Below are 18,806 nucleotides of genomic sequence, written 5' to 3'. Positions count from 1 at the left end.
ACTCCTCGCGAGCCTTGATCCCAGACGGATTTCCTGGGCACGCGGGGAGCGGACACCGACGACGACGCGCGCGAGCACGCGTCGAGATGGCGTCGGCCGTCCCACGCGGCCTCGGACCGCCACACACCCTGATGCGGGCGTACGGCGCACTGGCAGGTCTTCGGACTCGCGGGCGCGACCGGACTCGCCGGTCTCCTACTGGCCGTCGCTTCCCAGGCCGTTGACGGCCCAGTGCTGATGACGGCGGTCGTTCCCACTCACCGCTGCGGGGCAGTCCCGGATTCCCACCGGGTTCCCTCTTGCCTCGACCGCTCCGGATGAGCGGCCGAACCAGCTGCGCCGACACCATATATAGGGTTGGCCGCGTTGTCACACCCCACATGTCGGTGCCGGGCGTGTCGTCGGCGAGCCGGATGACGCCTGTCGATCGCACGCCGGATGCCCGCGTCGACGCACCGCCCACGGCACGCTGCGCCCGGCAACCAGCGGTGATCAGGACGCGTTGGACGTCCAGACCGCCGGATGAGGTCCACAGGGTCCTGATCACCAGGTGACGACCCACGCGGACGGGGCGCAGTGATGCGGGAGCGGCTTACGGACGCCGGTCGCGGCGCCGGCGGGGCCGCTGCCGGCGGCGGGGCCGCTCCCGTCGACGTCCGGCCCACGAGGCCAGCGCAGACCGAGCCGCCTCCGATCGTACATCGTCGGCTGTACTATCGGGGCGTGGAGACGTTGACGTACGGTCAGGTGCTGGCGCGCTTCGGTCACGCCCTGTCCGATCCGACCCGGGCGCGGCTGCTGCTGGCGCTACGCGACGGGCCGGGCTATCCCGCGGAGTTGGCCGAACTGCTGGGCACGACCCGGCAGAACCTGTCGAACCACCTGGCGTGCCTGCGCGGCTGCGGCCTCGTGGTCGCCGCACCCCAGGGGCGGCGCACCCGCTACGAGTTGGCCGACGCCCGACTGGCCCACGCCCTGACCGACCTGCTCGGCCTCGCCCTGACGGTCGATCCCGACGCCTGCCCGGACTCCGCTGGGAAGGACTGCTGCTGATGGGCCTGCCCCTGATCGACCCGGCGCCGGTGGGGCCCTCGCCGGCACGCCGCGAGGTGCTCGCCCGCCGGGTACGGCTGCTGGTCGCCGCCACGATCACCTACAACGTCGTCGAGGCGGTCGTGGCGATCACCGCCGGCACGCTCGCGTCGTCGACCGCGCTGATCGGCTTCGGGCTGGACTCGGTGATCGAGGTGTCGTCGGCGGCTGCGGTGGCATGGCAGTTCGCCGGCCGCGACCCGGAGTCCCGCGAGAGGGTCGCGCTACGGATCATCGCGGTCTCGTTCTTCGCGCTCGCGGCGTACGTCACGGTGGAGTCGGCACGGGCGCTGCTCGGCGGTGCCGAGGCCGAGCATTCCAGCGTCGGCCTGGTGCTCGCCGCGCTGTCGCTGGCGATCATGCCGGGGCTGTCGTACGCGCAGCGCCGCGCCGGCCGGGAACTCGGCTCCCGCTCGGCGGTCGCGGACTCCAAGCAGACCCTGCTGTGCACCTACCTGTCCGCCGTACTGCTCGTGGGGCTGGGGTTGAACAGCCTGTTCGGGTGGTCCTGGGCAGACCCCGTCGCCGCGCTGGTCATCGCGGCGGTGGCGGTGAAGGAGGGCCGCGAGGCGTGGCGGGGCGACGCCTGCTGCACGCCCGGGCTCGGACCGGCCGGCCCGGCGACGAGCAGCCGTACGCCGGACTGCGCGGGCGGATGCTGAGCGGGCCATTCGGCAGGTCGCGGCGCGGCCGCCACCGGGTCCCGTGGTCGTCCCGCCGGTGATCGCGCCGCCACCGCGGAGCACCAGGCTCCGGCAGCGGCGGCGCGATCACCGGCCACGCCTCGTCGGTCACCTCGCCACGACGCACCACCGGCACGTCGTCGGCGACCGGGCACGGACCGGCGGCGCTGTCAGACGCGGGTGACCCGGACGGCGTCGGCCACCACGTAGCCGGTGGTGCTCGTCCAGCGGCTGACCGCGACCAGGTTCCGGTCGCCGGCGGCCAGCCCGAAGGTGCCCAGCGAGCGCCAGACGCCGCCGCTGGAGCGCTGGTCCACGCTGACCGTGCGGTTGCCCGAGGCGGTGACGACGACATGCGGGGCCGAGCTGTTGTAGCCGGGATCGGCCGGGTGCCGCACCTCGACGCGGTAGTTACCGGCCGCCGGGATGTTCACCTTGAACCAGGCGGCGTCGCTGGCCGGCGTGGGGTTGGCGAAGCGGTAGTCGGCCCCGTAGCGCTGGGCGGAGTACGAGGAGGTGCCCCAGTTGGTGCTCGCCGTGAACCGCCCCGCCGTGGCGTTGTCCACGATGGTGCTGAACGTGGGCGGGTTGGGCGCGCTCAGGCCGAGGTAGGCGGCGATGCCCTCGGCGTGGCCACGGGCGGTGGCGGTGATGAAGTCGGCGCGCTTGAGCAGGTTCGAGTCGGCGACGGAGTCAATGAAGAGGTTCTCCGTCAGCACGGCGGGCATGGCCGACTCGCGCAGCATGTGGAAGTTCGCGGTCTTCAGCCCCCGGTCGGTGACCCCACCGATCGTCCGCATGTTGCCGATCACCCTCGGGTGCAGGGCGTTGTGCAGGTTGACGGTGGCGGCGTCCGACGTCGGGTACCGGTAGCTTTCGAAGCCGGTGCCGCCGCCGGAGTTGATGTGCACGCTCACGAGCAGGTTCGCGCCCCACGCGTTGGCGTCGTCGGTGCGGTACGCCAGGCTGCGGGTGATGTCGGTCGTACGGGACATGCGGACGTCGACGGCCCAGTTGGCCAGCAGGATGTTGCGCAGTTGCAGGGAGATGTCGAGTGTCAGGGCCTTCTCCTGCAGCCCGTTGCCCACCGCGCCGGGGTCGGTGCCGCCGTGGCCCGGGTCGATGTAGACCTTGGGCAACGCGGCCCAAGCGGGGCCGGCGACCACGGGGACGGCCGCGGCGCCGGCGACGGCCGCCAGGAGGGTACGCCGCCGCAGCGTCGGGTTGTCGAACATGTGCACCTCGTCATCGGGAGAGATCGACAGTGCCCGCAATATAGTGGAGCCTCGATGCCCGATGAAAGATGTCTACGCCCTCCGATCTGAGTTGCGAAGGATTCCTCCCTCCGCTGGGGACCCGGAGCCCTGGTGACTCCGCTATGCCCCGGGCTCCTTGACGGTTGACCGGTCGATCGACGTGGAGTGCCAGAAACACCCTCCGCTCGGCGACCTGCGTACGCGGACGCGAGCGTGCCTTCGTGGTATTTTCGGCGTCGCTGTGCGCTGCTGCGAACCGAGGAGGTGAGACCGATCAACGCTGCGACAGGTCGGGGCTCCCTCCCTCGCATGGCCTAGGGAGCGCCCGCAAAGGCATCCCGAAAGGCGTGAGCGCTATGCGCTTCAACTCTGCGACGTCGTCGGACGGCGTCCGCGAACAGATGTTCATCCTCGGTGACATTCCCGGCGTGCTGTGGACGGCGGAAGGCGCCGCCGGTACCCGCCCCCTGATCCTGATGGGACACGGCGGCGGCCAGCACAAGAAGGCCCCCGGCATCGTGGCCCGCGCGCGCCGCTTCGTGGCCGAGTGTGACTTCGCGGTGGCGGCGGTGGACGTGCCCGGCCATGGCGACCGGCCGAAGGACGAGGAGTACGACCGGATCGCGACCGAGAACCAGGCTCGCGTGGACGCCGGAGAGGACCTGGCTCCGCTGATCGCTGGTTTCCAGGCGCTCGTGGCCCGCCAGACCGTCCCGGAGTGGCGGGCGGTCCTGGACGCGGTCCAGGATCTTGTTTACGTCGGTGCCGGCCCGGTGGGCTACTGGGGTGTGTCATTGGGCTGCGGACTCGGCGTGCCGTTCGTCGCCGCCGAACCCCGCGTCCGCGCGGCGGTGCTGGGCCTGGGCGGTGCGTTGGCATCCGCCCAGGCCGCCGCGCGGATCACCGTCCCGGTGGAGTTCCTGCTGCAGTGGGACGATGAGCGGGTGCCGCGGGCCCAGGGCTTGGCACTGTTCGACGCCTTGGCCTCGACCGAGAAGACCCTGCACGCCAACCCCGGCAGGCACGGCGAGATCCCGGCGTTCGAGCTGGACAGTGCGCTACGGTTCTTCGCCCGGCACCTCGGCCGATAACGCCCGCGGTCCGCGACGCGCCGATCGGGGTCCGTTCCCGGTCGGCGCGTCCCCCCAACTCCTGAGGGCCGATCATCGGCGGCGGCGCGCTCACGCAGGTCCTGATAGCCGATCATCGGCGGGTGGCCGCTCACGCGTGGTCAGCGCTGAGCAGATTCCCACCACACCAGATTGGCCGCCACCTGCGCCGTCGGCTCGATGATCTCCCATCCCTCGGCGATCAGCCCGTCGTCGATCCGCCAGATGTCGACGACCGCGATCTCCGGTCCCGCATCGGGAAGCCAGCGCCGCGAGTACACCACGACATGATCACCGTCGGCCAGCATCTGATGGATCTCGACCTGCATGCCGGCGAGGGGCGCCAGCGCGGCGCGGACGGCGGCGAGCCACTCCTTCCTGGTCGATGTGGTCGAGCCCGGTCTGTGGTGGACGAAGTCGTCGCTCAGGAACCGTGCGAGCGCGTCCACGTCGCCCGTCTCGATGAGCCCGGTCAGCGCCTGTTGGACGATGCTCTTGTTCTCGATGGTCACAGACGCAGTGTTTCCGCGACTGCTTCGATTGTCGATGAAGTCGGACTTCATGGCGTCCGCCGCGACGACGGGTACGCTTCGTGATCGTGCACACGGTCGGGGAGCTCCTGCGGCAGTGGCGGCACCGGCGGGGACTCAGCCAGCTGGATCTCGCGATCGCGGCGGACGTCTCGGCCCGTCACGTCAGCCTGGTCGAGACGGGCAGGTCCAAGCCGAGCGCCGACATGATCCTCCGACTCGCGGACCACCTCCACGTGCCGCTGCGGGATCGCAACCGGCTCCTGCTCGCCGGCGGCTTCGCACCCCGGTACGCCGAGCGTCCGCTCGACGACGGCGCCTTGGCGGCCGTCCGCGACGCCGTCCGCAGGGTCCTGCGCGCACACGAGCCGTACCCGGCAGTGGTCTTCGATCGCCGGTGGAACATCGTGATGACCAATCGCGCTGTCGACCCGTTCTTCGCGCAGGCGGATCCCGACCTGCTGCGGCCGCCAGTCAACCTGGTGCGGCTGGGACTGCACCCGCGCGGGTTCGCCCGCATCGTCGTCAACCTCGCCGACGTGCGCGCGGTGTTCCGCAGCCGCATCTCCCGCCAGCTCGCCGCTGCTCCCGACCCCGAACTCGCCGCACTCTACGAAGAGCTGTTGGCGCCCGAGCCCGGCGAAGAGTCGAGCCGTGGGATCGACACGGGCGTCGTGATCCCCATGATCCTCCGCGTCGGCGGACGGGAGCTACGGCTGTTCTCCACCATCACCACGTTCGGCACACCGACGGACATCACGGTCGACGAGATCGCGATCGAGTCCTACTACCCGGCAGACGCGGAGAGTGCGGCGTACTTCACGAAGTAGCGCGCCCGCCGGGCGATCGACACCGCCTCCGGGCCCGACCTGCGGACCCGGGCGCCCCGACACCGCCCCGGACCGCGTTCGCGCAGCCCGGGACGGGTACGGCGTCACTTGGCGTTGAAGTAGCTGGCCTCCGGGTGGTGCACCACGATCGCGTCGGTCGCCTGCTCCGGCATCAGCTGGAACTCCTCCGACAACTGCACGCCGATCCGCTCCGCGCCCAGCAGCTCCACGATCTTCGCCCGGTCCTCCAGGTCCGGGCAGGCCGGGTAGCCGAACGCGTACCGGCAGCCCCGGTAGTCCGTGCGCAGCAGACCCGCCAGGTCCGCCGGATCGTCGTCGGCCACCGTACGACCGCCGGGCAGGGTCAGCTCGGCGCGGATCCGCCGGTGCCAGTACTCCGCGAGCGCTTCGGTGAGCTGCACGGACAGCCCGTGCACCTCCAGGTAGTCGCGGTACTCGTTGCGGGCGAACATCTTCGCCGTGTACTCGCTGATCGGATGCCCCACCGTGACCAGCTGCAACGCCACCACGTCCAGCTCGTCGCCGCGCGGGCGGAAGAAGTCGGCCAGGCAGAGCCGCCGCTCCTGCCGCTGCCGGGGGAAGGAGAACCGCGCCCGCTCGGAGTGCCCGTTCTCGTCCAGCACCACCAGGTCGTTGCCCTCGGCGTACGCCGGGAAGTAGCCGTACACCACGGCCGCCTCCAGCACCTGGTCGGCGATCAGCCGGTCCAGCCAGTAGCGCAGCCGGGGCCGGCCCTCGGTCTCCACCAGCTCCTCATAGGACGGCCCCTGCCCGCTACGGGCGCCCCGCAGGCCCCACTGCCCGAGGAACGTGGCCCGCTCGTCGAGCAGCGCCGCGTAGTCGGCCAGCGGCACGCCCTTGACCACCCGCGTGCCCAGGAACGGCGGGGCGGGCACCTCCACGTCGGTGGCCACGTCGGAGCGCACCGACGCGTCGTCCAGCTCCGGCAACGACTCGCTGACGATCGCCCGCTGCCGCTCACGGCGCGCCCGGCGGGCCGCCAGGGCCGCCTCCCGCTCCGCGTCGATGACCGGCGCGCCGCCGCGCTTGGCCGTCATCACCCGGTCCATCAGTGACAGTCCCTCGAAGGCGTCGCGGGCGTAGTGCACCTGGCCGGGGAACATCGCCCGCAGGTCGTCCTCGACGTACGCCCGGGTCAGCGCCGCCCCGCCCAGCAGGACCGGCCAGCGTTCCGCGACCCCGCGCGACGCCATCTCGGCGAGGTTCTCCTTCATGATCACGGTGCTCTTGACGAGCAGGCCCGACATGCCGATCGCGTCGGCCCGGTGCTGCTCGGCGGCTTCCAGGATCGCGCTGATCGGCTGCTTGATGCCGATGTTGACGACCTCGTAGCCGTTGTTGGACAGGATGATGTCGACCAGGTTCTTGCCGATGTCGTGCACGTCGCCGCGCACCGTGGCCAGCACGATGCGGCCCTTGCCGCCGTCCTCGGCGGTCTCCATGTGCGGCTCCAGGTACGCCACCGCGGTCTTCATCACCTCGGCGGACTGGAGCACGAACGGCAACTGCATCTGCCCCGAGCCGAACAGCTCGCCGACGACCTTCATGCCGTCGAGCAGGATGTCGTTGATGATGGACAGCGGGCTGCGCCCCTGCGCCATCGCCGTGTCCAGGTCGACCTCGAGGCCGTTGCGTTCGCCGTCGATGATCCGCCGCTTCAGCCGCTCCTCCAGCGGCAGGGCGGCCAACTCCTCCGCCCGCCCCGCCCGCGCCGACGCGGCGTCCACGCCCTCGAAGATCTCGATGAACCTCTGCACCGGGTCGTAGCCCTCGCGGCGCCGGTCGTAGACCAGGTCCAGCGCCACCTCCCGCTGCTCGTCGGGGATCTTGTTGAACGGCAGGATCTTGCTGGCGTGCACGATGGCGCTGGTCAGACCCGCCTCGCGGCACTCGTGCAGGAACACCGAGTTGAGCACCTGCCGGGCAGCCGGGTTGAGCCCGAAGGAGACGTTGGAGATGCCGAGGGTGAAGTTGACCCCCGGCCAGCGGCGGGCGATCTCCCGGATCGCCTCGATCGTCTCGATGCCGTCGCGCCGGGTCTCCTCCTGGCCGGTGGCGATCGGGAACGTCAGCGCGTCGATCAGGATGTCCTCGCGGTCCATCCCCCACCGCCCGGTGAGGTCGTCGATCAGCCGGCCCGCGACCCGCACCTTCCAGTCGGCGGTGCGCGCCTGCCCCTCCTCGTCGATGAGCAGCGCCACCACGGCCGCTCCGTGCTCCTTGACGATGGGCATCACCCGGGCGTAGCGGGACTCCGGCCCGTCGCCGTCCTCGAAGTTGACCGAGTTGACCACGCACCGGCCGCCGAGCATCTCCAGCCCCGCCTCGACGACCGCCGGCTCGGTCGAGTCCAGCATGATCGGCAGGGTCGAGGCGGTGGCGAACCGGCCGGCGAGCTCGCGCATGTCCCGCGTACCGTCGCGGCCGACGTAGTCGACGCAGAGGTCCAGCAGGTGCGAGCCGTCGCGGGCCTGGCTGCGGGCGATCTCGACGCAGGCCCGCCAGTCGCCGGCGAGCATGGCCTCGCGGAACGCCTTGGAGCCGTTGGCGTTGGTCCGCTCCCCCACCATCAGCAGGGAGGCGTCCTGGGCGAACGGCACCGGGTGGTACACCGACGACACGCCCGCCTCGTGCCGCGGCTCGCGCGCCGCGGGGCGCGTGCCGTGCAGGCGCTCGGACAGGACCCGCACGTGCTCGGGGGTGGTGCCGCAGCAGCCGCCGACGAGCGAGACGCCGTACTCGGTGACGAACCGCTCCAGGGCGTCGGCAAGCTCGACGGGGGTCAGCGGGAAGTACGCCCCGTCCGCGGTCAGCACCGGCAGGCCCGCGTTCGGCATCACCGACAGCGGGATCCGGGAGTGCCGGGAGAGGTAGCGCAGGTGCTCGCCCATCTCGGCCGGCCCGGTCGAGCAGTTCAGCCCGATCAGGTCGACCCCGAGCGGCTCGATGGCCGCCAGCGCCGCCCCGATCTCGCTTCCGACCAGCATGGTGCCGGTGGTCTCCACGGCGACGTGGCAGATGATCGGGACCGGCCGGCCGAGCCTTGCCATGGCCCGCTTCGAGCCGACCACCGCGGCCTTGACCTGGAGCAGGTCCTGGCACGTCTCGACGATCAACGCGTCCGATCCGCCTTCGATCAGGCCCTCGGCGTTCTCCTGGTAGGCGTCGCGCAGGGTCGCGTAGTCGGCGTGCCCGAGGGTGGGCAGCTTGGTGCCCGGGCCGATCGAGCCCAGCACGAAGCGGGGCCGCTCCGGCGTGGCGTACGCGTCGGCGGCCTCCCGGGCGAGGCGGGCCCCGGCCTCGGAGAGCTCCCGGATGCGGTGCTGGATGTCGTACTCACCCAGGTTGGCCAGGTTGGCCCCGAACGTGTTGGTCTCGACACAGTCGGCGCCCGCCGCCAGGTACGCCTCGTGCACCCCGCGTACGACGTCCGGCCGGGTCACGTTGAGCACCTCGTTGCAGCCCTCGTAGCCCTCGAAGTCGTCCAGGGTGAGGTCGGCCGCCTGCAGCATCGTGCCCATGGCGCCGTCGGCGACGAGAATCCGGTCTGCCAGTACGTCGAGCAATGAGGTCCGCACGGGATCAGGTTAGTGCCGACGCGACGCGACCGATCCCCCCGTACGCGCCTTCCCACATTGTGTCAGCGGGATCACGCTGTCCGGTTCATCGTGGTATGGCCGGCCACCCCCGGGCACGACCGGCGCGGCCGACGGGCCGCATCCCGCCCCGACACGTAGGCTGGCGGACGTGAAGGACTACAGCGACAGCACCACGCCCGGCGGGCGGACGACCGGGTCCGGTCCCGGCGCCGGCCCCGACGAGCAGGGTGAGGTGACGGCGTGACCGAGTTCGACGGACTGCCGGTGCTGCGGTCCCCCGTGGCGATCGCCGCGTTCGAGGGCTGGAACGACGCCGCCGACGCGTCCACCGCCGCGGTCGAGCACCTGGAACAGGTGTGGCAGGCCCGGCAGGTCACCGAACTGGACCCGGAGGACTTCTACGACTTCCAGGTCAGCCGGCCCACCATCACCATGGCCGAGGGCGAGACCCGCCGGGTCGAGTGGCCCACGACGCGCTTCATGGTGGCCAGCCCCGAGGGCACGGAGCGGGACGTCGTGCTGATCCGGGGCATCGAGCCGAGCATGCGCTGGCGCACCTTCTGCGAGCAGGTGCTGGAGATCTGCCACAGCCTGGAGGTCGAGCGGGTGGTCGTGCTCGGCGCGCTGCTGGCCGACGTGCCGTACACCCGGCCGCTGCCGATCAGCGGCAGCGCCTCCGACGCGGAGGCCGCCCAGCGCTACCAGCTCACCCCCACCCGCTACGACGGGCCGACCGGGATCGTCGGCGTGCTGCACGACGCCTGCAACAAGGCCGAGGTCGACGCCGTCTCGTTCTGGGTGCACGTGCCGCACTACGCCAACAACCCGCCCTGCCCCAAGGCCACCCTCGCCCTGCTGCACCGCGTCGAGGAGGTGCTCGACCTGCCGGTGCCCATGGCCGACCTGGCCGAGGAGGCCGCCGAGTGGGAGCAGCGGGTGCGCAGCGCCGCCGAGCAGGACGCCGAGCTCGGCGAGTACGTGCGCGAGCTGGAGGAACGCGTCGGCGACGCGGGCATCACCCCGCTGACCGGTGACGAGATCGCCCAGGAGTTCGAGAAGTACCTGCGCCGCCGCGGCGGCTCGGCCGGCCCCACCGCCGGTTCCTGGTAGCACCCACCGCCTGCCCGTCGGGCCCCGGACGCGTCGCGTCCGGGGCCCGAGTGTCTTCCCGCCGCGTGGGTTTCGCGTGTCCGGGGTGGCGCCGTCACCACCTCTACGGCATCCTAGGAACCTAGCTGTCATCGAGGAGGCGGGCATGCAGATCAATCCGGGGGCGGCCGAGTTCCCGCACCGGCAGATCGCCGCGCAGCTCAAGGCCCAGATCCGCCGCGGCGACTGGGGTCCGGGCGAGCGGCTGCCGTCCATCCCGGCCGTCGCCGAGATGTTCGGCGTGGCGAAGCAGACCGTGCAGCGCGCCGTCGACCAACTGCGGGTCGAGGGCATCCTGATCACCAAGCCCGGCTCCGGGACGTACGTCCGGGGCACCCGGCGGCGGCTCAACCGGCTCTCCCGGGGCCGCTACGGCGGCTTCCGCGGCTACCACACCGACCTGGCCGCGCGGTACCGGCAGCAGCTCGTCTCCGTCGGCCGGGCCCCCGCCCCGCCGGAGGTGGCCGACGCGTTCGGCGTGGCCGACGGCACCGACCTGCTCTGCCGGCGCCACCTCGTACGCACCGAGGACTCCCCCGTCGAGGTGGGCGCCTCGTGGTTCCTGCCCGCCGACACCGCCGGCACCTCACTGGAGCGCGCCGAGGCCTTCGGTCGCCCGCTCTACCAGGAGGCCGAGGAGGCCACCGGCCGACGGTACGTCTCCGCCACCGACACCATCAGCGCCCGCCAGCCCAGCCGGGAGGAGGCCGAGATCCTCCAGATCCGCCCCGACACCCCCGTTCTGCACCTGCTGCACGTCGCCTACGACGGCCAGCGCAAGCCCATCGAGGTGGCCCAGGCCACCTGGCCCGGCCCGGTCACCACGCTGACCGAGGAGTACAAGATCCCCGCCCCGGCCCCCGACCCCACCCCGGACCCCGGCCTGGTCCTGGGCTGACCCCCACCCCCGCCCCGTCGACGTGGAGGGGGTGGATCAGAGGTGGAGCCCGAGGAGGGCGTCCAGGGTGGTGGCGAAGAGGGCGGGGGCGGCTGGGTCGTCGGCGTTGCCGGCGAGGGTCGCGTCGGCCCACGCGTCGGCCAGCGCCAGGGCGCCCGGCGAGTCGAGGTCGTCGGCGAGGCGGGCGCGTACGCCGGCCAGGAACTCCCCGCCCGACGGGCCGGCGGGCGCGGCGGCGGCCCGCCGCCAGCGGTCCAGCCGCTCCTGCGCGGTCGCCAGCAGCTCGTCGGTCCAGGCGCGGTCGGCGCGGTAGTGCCCCGAGAGCAGGGCCAGCCGGACCGCCATCGGGTCGACCTGGTCGGCGCGCAGCCGGGAGACGAAGACCAGGTTGCCCCGGGACTTCGACATCTTCTCGCCGTCCAGGCCGATCATGCCGGCGTGCACGTAGTGGTCGGCGAACGGCGCGACGCCGGTGAGCCGCTCGGCGTGCGCGGCGGAGCACTCGTGGTGGGGGAAGATCAGGTCGTTGCCGCCGCCCTGCACGTCGATCCGGTCACCGAGCAGGTTGAGCGCGATGACCGCGCACTCGATGTGCCAGCCGGGACGCCCGGCGCCCAGCTCGCCGCCCGGCCAGGACGGCTCGCCCTCGCGGGCGCCGCGCCACAGCAGCGGGTCGAGCGGGTCGCGCTTGCCGGCGCGGTCCGGGTCGCCGCCGCGCTCGGGGAAGATCTCCACCATCTGCTCGCGGGTCAGGTTGGACTCGTAGCCGAAGCGGGGCGAGGCGGAGACGTCGAAGTAGACGTCGCCGGTGCCGTCGTCGAGGCGGTACGCGGCACCGTCCTTGAGCAGCAGGAGCACCTTGTCGGCGATGTCGGGGATCGACTCGACCGCGCCGACGTAGTGCGCCGGCGGGATCATCCGCAGCGCCTCCATGTCCTCCCGGAACAGCGCGGTCTCCCGCATCGCCAGGACCTTCCAGTCCTCGCCGTCGCGCTCGGCGCGCTCCAGCAGCGGGTCGTCGATGTCGGTGACGTTCTGCACGTAGTGCACGTCCAGGCCGGCGTCCCGCCACACCCGCTGCACCAGGTCGAACGCGATCATGGTGGCGGCGTGGCCCAGGTGCGTGGCGTCGTACGGGGTGATGCCGCAGACGTACATGGTCGCGGTGCCGCTCGGGTCGCTGGCGTGGGCGCCCTGCCGCGCCGAGTCGAACAACGACAGCGGCTGGCCCCTGCCCGGCAGCCGCGGCACCTCGTGTCCCGCCCAAGAGTCCATGACCGTCAGCCTAACGAGCCGGCGCCGCGCGGCAGGACCGGCCCACAGTGATCAACATGACAGCGCCGCGCGACGGTCGGCCGGCACTCACATGGGGGGCCAGGGCACCGCCGGCCAGTCCTGCGACGGCTGCGGGAACAGGCCGGTGTGCCGCAGCCGGTCGACCCGGGCCGCCACCTCGGCGACCTCCCGGACCGTCAGGTGTTCGGCCAGCTCGGCGCCGAGCGCCCCGGGCAGCTGGCCCGCGAGCGCGTCGAGCATCTCCACGGCGTCCGCCGGCAGTTGCCGGCCGGCCCAGCCCCAGAGCACCGTGCGCAGTTTCTCCTCCACGTGGAAGCTCACCCCGTGGTCGACGCCGTAGATCCGGTCGTCCGCGCCGACCAGCACGTGCCCGCCCTTGCGGTCCGCGTTGTTGATCACGGCGTCGAGCACCGCGAGCCGGGCCAGCCTCGGATCGTCGGCGTGGGCCAGCGCGTACGGCGTGCCGTCGTCGTCGCGCGCCGCGGCGACCGGGAACCAGCGGGGCGGCAGCGCGTCGGCCGGCACGAACCCGACCAGGGGCTCGGCCTCCTCCGGCTCGTCGATCCAGAGCTGGCAGGAGCCAGGCCCGAACGGGCCGTCGCGCAGCACCGTCGGCGGGACCAGGTCCCAGCCGGTGGCCCGGGAGACCACGTACGCCGAGACCTCCCGGCCGGCCAGCGTGCCGTCCGGGAAGTCCCACAGCGGGCGCTCACCGCGCACCGGCTTGTAGACGCAGCGGGCCGTCACCCCGTCGAGGGTCAGGATGCCGCGCAGGGTCGTGTTGGAGGCGTCGACGAGCCGCCCCTCCAGGTCGAGGTGGCCGTCGCGGAGCAACCGGAGCGCGGCCTCACCGTCCTGTCGGGGTTGCAGGTCCGACGACGTCACCGGTGGTAACCGTTATGGCGCGGGCAGAGGTGACCGGCGGGGTCGAGGGGCTGGCCGCACAGCGGACAGGGCGGCCGGCCGGCGTTGACCACCCGCCGGGCCCGCTCGATGAACTGGCGGGTGGCCTCGGGGGTCAGCCGCACCCGGAGCCGGTCGAGGTCCTCGTCCGGTTCCTCGTCCTCGTCGTCGACGTCCTCGTCGTCGTCGGGCTCGCCGAGGTCGACCTCGGCCTCCGCCTCGCCCACGGCGATGGCCTCGATCACCACGGTCGCGGTGTCGACGTCGAACGCCAGCCCGAGCGTGCCGACCCGGAACTCCTCGTCGACGGGCGTGTCCAGCGGGTCGTTGTCGCCGACGACGGCCACCGGCTCGGGCAGCTCCACGCCGAAGCGGCGCTGCGCCTCGGAGAGCAGCTCCTCGAGCTTCTCGGCGAGCAACGACACCTGGACCTTCTCCAGCGCGACGCTGACCAGCCGGCCACCGCCGCGCGCCTGGAGGAAGAACGTGCGCTCCCCCGGCGGCCCGACCGTCCCGGCGACGAACCGCTCCGGCGGCTCGAAGGCGTGCACCTGGTGGGTCATACCCACGACCCTATCCGGCGCGCCACAGCGCCGCGCACCCCACCGACGTGAATCGCCGCGCGCCCGCCGCGCCCGGCGCACCGCGCGCCGCACCCGGGCGTGGCGGCCGGCCAGACGCCGGTCCCGCGCCCCAGCGTCGCGGACGGGACTCCCGGCCCGCACCGGCGCGCGGACTCCTCGTCGGCCGGGGCGAGCGTCGCGGGCGGGACGGCCGCCACGCCCAGGCACCGCCCCGCCGGACGCGGCGCCCTGCGGCGAGGCCGTGGGTCGGGTCGCCGCCGGCCCGTCACCGGCCCGCCCCCGCGCCGCCGCCGACCGGCGCGTCGGAGTCGGCCGCCCCGGCCGCCCGCGTCGCCCGTCGGCGGCGCTTTCGCGGCGGCGGCACCAACCCGGCGAGGTCGCCGCCGGTGTCGTTGAGCCGCAGCAGGAACGGCCGCAGCGGCGTGTAGCGGATCGCCGTCACCGAGGCCGGATCGGCCACGATCCGCTGGAACAGATCCAGGTGTACGCCGAGCGCGTCGGCGACGATCGCCTTGATCACGTCGCCGTGGCTGCACGCCAGCCAGACCGCCTCGGGGCCGTGCTCCGCCGTGATCCGGGCGTCCCACGTACGCACCGCGGTGACCGCCCGCGCGGCCATCGCGGCCATCGCCTCCCCCTCGGGGAAGACCGCGGCGCTCGGATGCTGCTGGACCACCGGCCAGAGTGGCTCCTTCGCCAGCTTCTTCAGCGGCTGCCCCTCCCATGCGCCGTAGCCGCACTCGATCAGCCCCTCCTCCACCACCGGGGCGGCCCCGGGCAACGCCAGCTCCAGGGTTTGCCGGCACCGGATCAGCGGGCTGGTCACCACCGCCGCGAGCGGCACCGCCCGCAGCCGCTCGCCGGCCGCGCTCGCCTGGGCCCGGCCCGTCTCATCCAGTTCCACGGGCTGACGGCCGGCCAGCCCGCCGTCGGCGTTCGCGGTCGTCCGGCCGTGTCGCAGAAGCAGAAGGGTCGCCACGGGACCACCCTATGACCTGTGTCCGGCCACGGGTGCCTCCCCGGTGCGCGGTATGGCCCGCGCTCCCCCATCTGCGCTACGGCCCCGGGCCCGACCCACCTCGACGGCGCTGACCGCCCCATCGACGATGGCAGTCCCACACCGGGCATAACACCCGCGGCCCGCACTTATCCCGCGCTTATCCCGCACCGCCCCCGCGTCTGCCGGCCCCGCGCCCACACCGCGTCGGCGTCGGCGTCGGCGTCGGCGTCGGCGTCGGCGTCGGCAGATCTTGGAACGAGAGTGCCCCTCCAGGGGCCGATCCTCGCCAAGATCTCGCAACCGGGGCCGGCCCGACAGGCTCGGCTGACCATTGACCATGCCCGGAAGCCACCAACGGACATCACCGACACCCACATGTCGGGTTCATCCCCTGACACGCGGCTTCGCCGCCCCTCCACCCCGACCGACACCAATCCGGAGCGCCCACCGCAACCCCACCAGACCCAGCCGAAACGAGTCGACAACGAGACGCATGTCCGGTTCGCGGTGTGACCGGGAGCATCGTGGGGGCGGAATCGTGGCCGGCCCCGGGTCGTTACACCATGCGTACGACCGAGCAAGGCACGCCCCGCCTCCCGGGCAGGTGGCCAGCCCGGGCCCCGGAATGATGGCGGCCGGCCGGTCGTTACACATGGTCCCGGCCCACGTGCAGGGCATCCCCTCCGCCCCACGCGGCCGACTCTGATCTTTCCTCCGGCAGGCCGCCGGAGGTTCCCCGTTGTTCATCGAGCGCCGGACGGTGCTTGCACCCGCACACAGAGCCGATCCCCCTTCGGTGTGCGGTGCCAACCCCCGAATGGAGCGTCCCCCATGAACACGTTCATTCGTAACAGCGTTCTCGGTATTGCTGGTCTCGCGTTCGCCGGTGGTGTGGCCGCCGGCCCGATGACCGACAGCACCCCGACGACTGTCGACACCACGCCCGTGGCGGCTGTGGCCATGCAGGCTGACAAGCCGGCCGTGGACAAGGGCAAGCTGGTCCCGCACGGTGTGCAGGGCGCCCAGTCGCGCATCGACCTGTCCGACGAGCAGGTCGACAACGTCAAGGCGATCATCGCGGCGACGAAGAAGGCCGGCATGGACGAGCGCGCCGCCGTCGTCTCCATCGCGACGGCCCTGCAGGAGTCGAAGCTGGAGAACCTGGGTCACCTGGGTGACCGCAACGACCACGACTCGCAGGGCCTGTTCCAGCAGCGCCCGTCCTCCGGTTGGGGCACGGTGGAGCAGATCACCGACCCCGAGTACTCGACGACGGCGTTCCTGAAGGGCCTCAAGCAGGTCGACGGGTGGCAGGACATGCCCCTGACCAAGGCCGCGCAGACCGTGCAGGTGTCGGCCTACCCCGACCACTACGCCCAGTGGGAGCAGCAGGCCGCCGACCTCGTCACCGAGCACTGGAACAGCTGACCTGACCCCAGAGACTTTCCACCACCACAAGGGGGACCGCTGGCCGGCACCGATCAATCGGTGCCGGCCTGCGGCACATCCACCACGACACAACCACCACCCCACGGCCGACGCCCCGACAGGGGCGCCGGCCGCTGGCATCTCCACCACCAGATCTTGGACAGTTGCCGCTCACACCAAACGACAACCGTCCAAGATCTCGACGTAAGGACGGCGAGCACGACGGACGCAATCCGGCGAGAGAGTGCGGCGCCAGACGCCAAGGCGCCAGGCAGGCAGTGACGGCCGGCGGTGGGTCGGACACGGACCGGCCCCCGTCCGCTGCTGCGGAACGAGGGCCGGTGTGGAGGTGGGTGGCGGATCAGGTGGCGCTGATGGTGCCCGTCATCAGCAGGGCGAGCACCAGGGTGCCCAGCGCTACCCGGTACAGCACGAAGACGTACAGGGTGTGGTGCGCGACGTAGCGCAGCAGCCAGGCGATGGCCGCGTACCCCACGCCGAAGGCGATGATCGTGGCGACGATCATCTGGGCGAGGCTCGGCACCGACGTGCCGGGGGCCGCCGGCTCGAAGACGTCACCGACGCTGAAGATCCCGGACATCACCACCGCCGGGATGGCCAGCAGGAACGAGTAGCGCGCCGCCGCCTCCCGGGTGAGGTTGAGCAGCAGCCCCGCGGTGAGCGTGCCGCCGGAGCGGGACACCCCGGGGATCAGCGCCATCGCCTGGGCGAAACCCATCACCACGCCGTCGCGCATCCGGAAGTTCTCCAGGGTGCGGCTCTGCCGGCCCCAGTACTCCGCGAACGCGAGCACGAACGCGAACACGATCAGGGTGGTGGCCACCAGCCACAGGTTGCGCCCGGCGGTGCGGATCTGGTCCTTGAACAGGAAACCGAACAGCCCGATCGGGATCGAGCCGACGATGACGTACCAGCCCATCCGGTAGTCGAGGCTGGAGCGCACCGACTTGTCCCGGATGCCGACCAGCCACGTCCGGGTGATGCGCCAGATGTCCTTGGCGAAGTAGATCAGCACCGCCGCCTCGGTGCCCAGCTGGGTGACCGCGGTGAACGACGCCCCGGCGTCCTGGTCGAAGAAGATCGCGGAGGTGATCCGCAGGTGACCGGACGAGCTGACCGGGAGGAACTCGGTCAGTCCCTGGACGATGCCCAGGACGATGGCCTCGATCCAGGTCACTCCCCGACTCCCGAGAGGTCCAGCGCCTCGGCGACGGTACGCAGGGTGTGCAGGCCGCTGTCCCGGTCGGCGGCGAACAGGCTCACCGACAGGGTGGTGACGCCGGCGGCCGCGTACTCCCGCATCCGCTCGGCGATGCGCTCCTTCGGGCCCAGCAGCGAGGTGCGGTCGATGAACTCCATCGGCACCGCGGCGGCGGCGTCGCGCTGCCGCTTGGCCAGGTAGAGGTCCTGCACCTCGCGGGCGGCGTCGCCGTAGCCCATCCGGGTGGCGAGCTGGTTGTAGAAGTTCTGCTGGCGGCTGCCCATGCCGCCGACGTAGAGGGCCGCGTACCAGCGGACCAGTTCCGCACAGGTGGCGACGTCGTCGCCGACCACCACGGGCACCGACGGGACCACGTCGAAGCCGGCCAGCTCCTTGCCGGCCTTCGCCCGCCCGGCGCGCACCGAGGCGAGCTGCTCCTCGGCGAACTCGGGGGCGTAGAAGACGGCCAGCCAGCCGTCGGCGATCTCGCCGGCCAGCTCCAGGTTCTTCGGGCCCACGGCCGCGAGGTAGATCGGTATGTGCTCGCGCGGCGGGTGGAAGCCCAGCTTCAGCGCCTTGCCCGGCCCGTCCGGCAGCGGCAGCGTGTAGAACTCGCCGTCGTACGCGACCGACTTGCGCGCCACGGCCAGCTTCACGATGTCCACGAACTCGCGGGTCCGCGCCAGCGGCTTGCCGAACCGCACGCCGTGCCAGCCCTCGGAGACCTGCGGGCCCGACACGCCCAGGCCCAGCCGGAACCGGCCGCCGGAGAGCGCGTCGATGGTGGCCGCCGTCATCGCGGTCATCGCCGGCGTACGGGCGGGGATCTGCATCACCGCGCTGCCCAGGTCGATCCGTTCCGTCTGCCCGGCCATCCAGGCGAGCATGCTCGGCGAGTCGGAGCCGTAGGCCTCCGCCGCCCACACCACCGCGTAGCCGAGCCGGTCCGCCTCCTGGGCGAACGCAAGGTGATCGGCCGGTGTGCTCCACGCCGTCTGGTATCCGAGGCTGAGCCCGAGTCGCACTAGGTCCTCCCCCATCCGCACCACAGGTCGCATCAGGTTACGCAATGCCGGAAGACGGCCCGATCACCGGTCGCCCCCACCGGGGCGTCGCCCGGACGGTCGGAAAGGCGACGCGCCCGACACACTTGACGGCGGCGAGGATATCGGCGGGCCCTGGTTC

At 72.2% G+C, this 18,806-nt stretch carries 16 protein-coding genes and 1 riboswitch; of the genes, 7 read left to right on the top strand and 9 right to left on the bottom strand.

The genetic code is table 11. The features are described 5' to 3' along the window. Positions 1-135 precede the first annotated feature (135 nt). Positions 136-350, bottom strand: a riboswitch (cobalamin riboswitch). A 373-nt stretch (positions 351-723) separates the two neighbouring features. Continuing rightward, on the top strand, positions 724-1,053 hold the full coding sequence (locus AC5L34_RS16965; RefSeq protein ID WP_441177448.1) for an ArsR/SmtB family transcription factor: 330 nt from the start codon (positions 724-726) through the stop codon (positions 1,051-1,053). Then, on the top strand, positions 1,053-1,754 hold the full coding sequence (locus AC5L34_RS16960; RefSeq protein WP_441177449.1) for a cation efflux transmembrane domain-containing protein: 702 nt from the start codon (positions 1,053-1,055) through the stop codon (positions 1,752-1,754). Before AC5L34_RS16965 ends, AC5L34_RS16960 begins: the two co-directional genes overlap by 1 nt. A gap of 191 nt (positions 1,755-1,945) precedes the next feature. On the opposite strand, the gene AC5L34_RS16955 is transcribed toward AC5L34_RS16960, so the two are convergent. Beyond that, entirely contained in the window at positions 1,946-3,010 is a 1,065-nt protein-coding gene (locus AC5L34_RS16955) for a golvesin C-terminal-like domain-containing protein (protein WP_441177450.1), read from the bottom strand. A gap of 377 nt (positions 3,011-3,387) precedes the next feature. On the opposite strand from AC5L34_RS16955, the gene AC5L34_RS16950 reads away from it, so the two are divergent. Continuing rightward, the gene (locus tag AC5L34_RS16950; protein WP_441177505.1) at positions 3,388-4,122 is read left to right on the top strand and encodes a dienelactone hydrolase family protein; all 735 of its coding nucleotides are present in this window, start codon (positions 3,388-3,390) and stop codon (positions 4,120-4,122) included. Between the two features lie 140 nt (positions 4,123-4,262). Here the strand turns inward: AC5L34_RS16950 and AC5L34_RS16945 are convergent, their stop codons facing one another. Continuing rightward, positions 4,263-4,652, bottom strand: coding sequence for a nuclear transport factor 2 family protein (locus AC5L34_RS16945; RefSeq protein WP_441177451.1), 390 nt, complete (start codon positions 4,650-4,652; stop codon positions 4,263-4,265). Between the two features lie 80 nt (positions 4,653-4,732). Here AC5L34_RS16945 and AC5L34_RS16940 point away from each other — a divergent pair, with 80 nt between their 5' ends. Continuing rightward, complete coding sequence (locus AC5L34_RS16940) at positions 4,733-5,500, top strand: helix-turn-helix domain-containing protein (protein WP_494825834.1); 768 nt, start codon at positions 4,733-4,735, stop codon at positions 5,498-5,500. A 104-nt stretch (positions 5,501-5,604) separates the two neighbouring features. Here AC5L34_RS16940 and metH read toward each other — a convergent pair whose 3' ends face one another. Continuing rightward, complete coding sequence (metH, locus tag AC5L34_RS16935) at positions 5,605-9,120, bottom strand: methionine synthase (RefSeq protein ID WP_441177453.1); 3,516 nt, start codon at positions 9,118-9,120, stop codon at positions 5,605-5,607. A gap of 261 nt (positions 9,121-9,381) precedes the next feature. Here metH and AC5L34_RS16930 point away from each other — a divergent pair, with 261 nt between their 5' ends. Together AC5L34_RS16930 and AC5L34_RS16925 are read left to right on the top strand one after the other, a co-directional pair. Then, positions 9,382-10,251: a PAC2 family protein gene (locus AC5L34_RS16930; protein WP_101409578.1), complete on the top strand. Its 870-nt coding sequence runs from the start codon at positions 9,382-9,384 to the stop codon at positions 10,249-10,251. Positions 10,252-10,396: 145 nt separating this feature from the next. After that, positions 10,397-11,188 carry a GntR family transcriptional regulator gene (locus tag AC5L34_RS16925; RefSeq protein ID WP_441177454.1) on the top strand — a complete coding sequence of 264 codons (792 nt, stop codon included), beginning with the start codon at positions 10,397-10,399 and terminating at the stop codon, positions 11,186-11,188. Between the two features lie 36 nt (positions 11,189-11,224). Here AC5L34_RS16925 and mshC read toward each other — a convergent pair whose 3' ends face one another. The 4 genes from mshC to AC5L34_RS16905 form a co-directional block, all read right to left on the bottom strand. Further along, the gene (gene mshC / locus AC5L34_RS16920) at positions 11,225-12,463 is read right to left on the bottom strand and encodes a cysteine--1-D-myo-inosityl 2-amino-2-deoxy-alpha-D-glucopyranoside ligase (protein WP_441177455.1); all 1,239 of its coding nucleotides are present in this window, start codon (positions 12,461-12,463) and stop codon (positions 11,225-11,227) included. A gap of 87 nt (positions 12,464-12,550) precedes the next feature. Further along, on the bottom strand, positions 12,551-13,369 hold the full coding sequence (locus AC5L34_RS16915) for an SCO1664 family protein (protein ID WP_441177456.1): 819 nt from the start codon (positions 13,367-13,369) through the stop codon (positions 12,551-12,553). Then, the gene (locus tag AC5L34_RS16910) at positions 13,366-13,950 is read right to left on the bottom strand and encodes a DUF3090 domain-containing protein (RefSeq protein WP_441177457.1); all 585 of its coding nucleotides are present in this window, start codon (positions 13,948-13,950) and stop codon (positions 13,366-13,368) included. Before AC5L34_RS16910 ends, AC5L34_RS16915 begins: the two co-directional genes overlap by 4 nt. Positions 13,951-14,236: 286 nt before the next feature. Next, complete coding sequence (locus AC5L34_RS16905; RefSeq protein ID WP_441177458.1) at positions 14,237-14,950, bottom strand: histidine phosphatase family protein; 714 nt, start codon at positions 14,948-14,950, stop codon at positions 14,237-14,239. An 852-nt stretch (positions 14,951-15,802) separates the two neighbouring features. On the opposite strand from AC5L34_RS16905, the gene AC5L34_RS16900 reads away from it, so the two are divergent. Then, a complete protein-coding gene (locus tag AC5L34_RS16900; protein ID WP_441177460.1) occupies positions 15,803-16,399 on the top strand; it encodes a hypothetical protein in 597 nt (198 codons plus the stop codon). A 361-nt stretch (positions 16,400-16,760) separates the two neighbouring features. Here AC5L34_RS16900 and AC5L34_RS16895 read toward each other — a convergent pair whose 3' ends face one another. Together AC5L34_RS16895 and AC5L34_RS16890 are read right to left on the bottom strand one after the other, a co-directional pair. Continuing rightward, a complete protein-coding gene (locus tag AC5L34_RS16895) occupies positions 16,761-17,597 on the bottom strand; it encodes an undecaprenyl-diphosphate phosphatase (RefSeq protein WP_089000618.1) in 837 nt (278 codons plus the stop codon). Next, the gene (locus tag AC5L34_RS16890) at positions 17,594-18,646 is read right to left on the bottom strand and encodes an LLM class F420-dependent oxidoreductase (protein ID WP_441177506.1); all 1,053 of its coding nucleotides are present in this window, start codon (positions 18,644-18,646) and stop codon (positions 17,594-17,596) included. The genes AC5L34_RS16895 and AC5L34_RS16890 overlap by 4 nt, the downstream gene beginning before the upstream one ends. Positions 18,647-18,806 lie beyond the last annotated feature (160 nt).

Source organism: Micromonospora sp. ZG13 (assembly GCF_059359355.1).
Note: the sequence above shows the minus strand (reverse complement) of the source record. Positions and strands in the feature narration are given on the sequence as shown.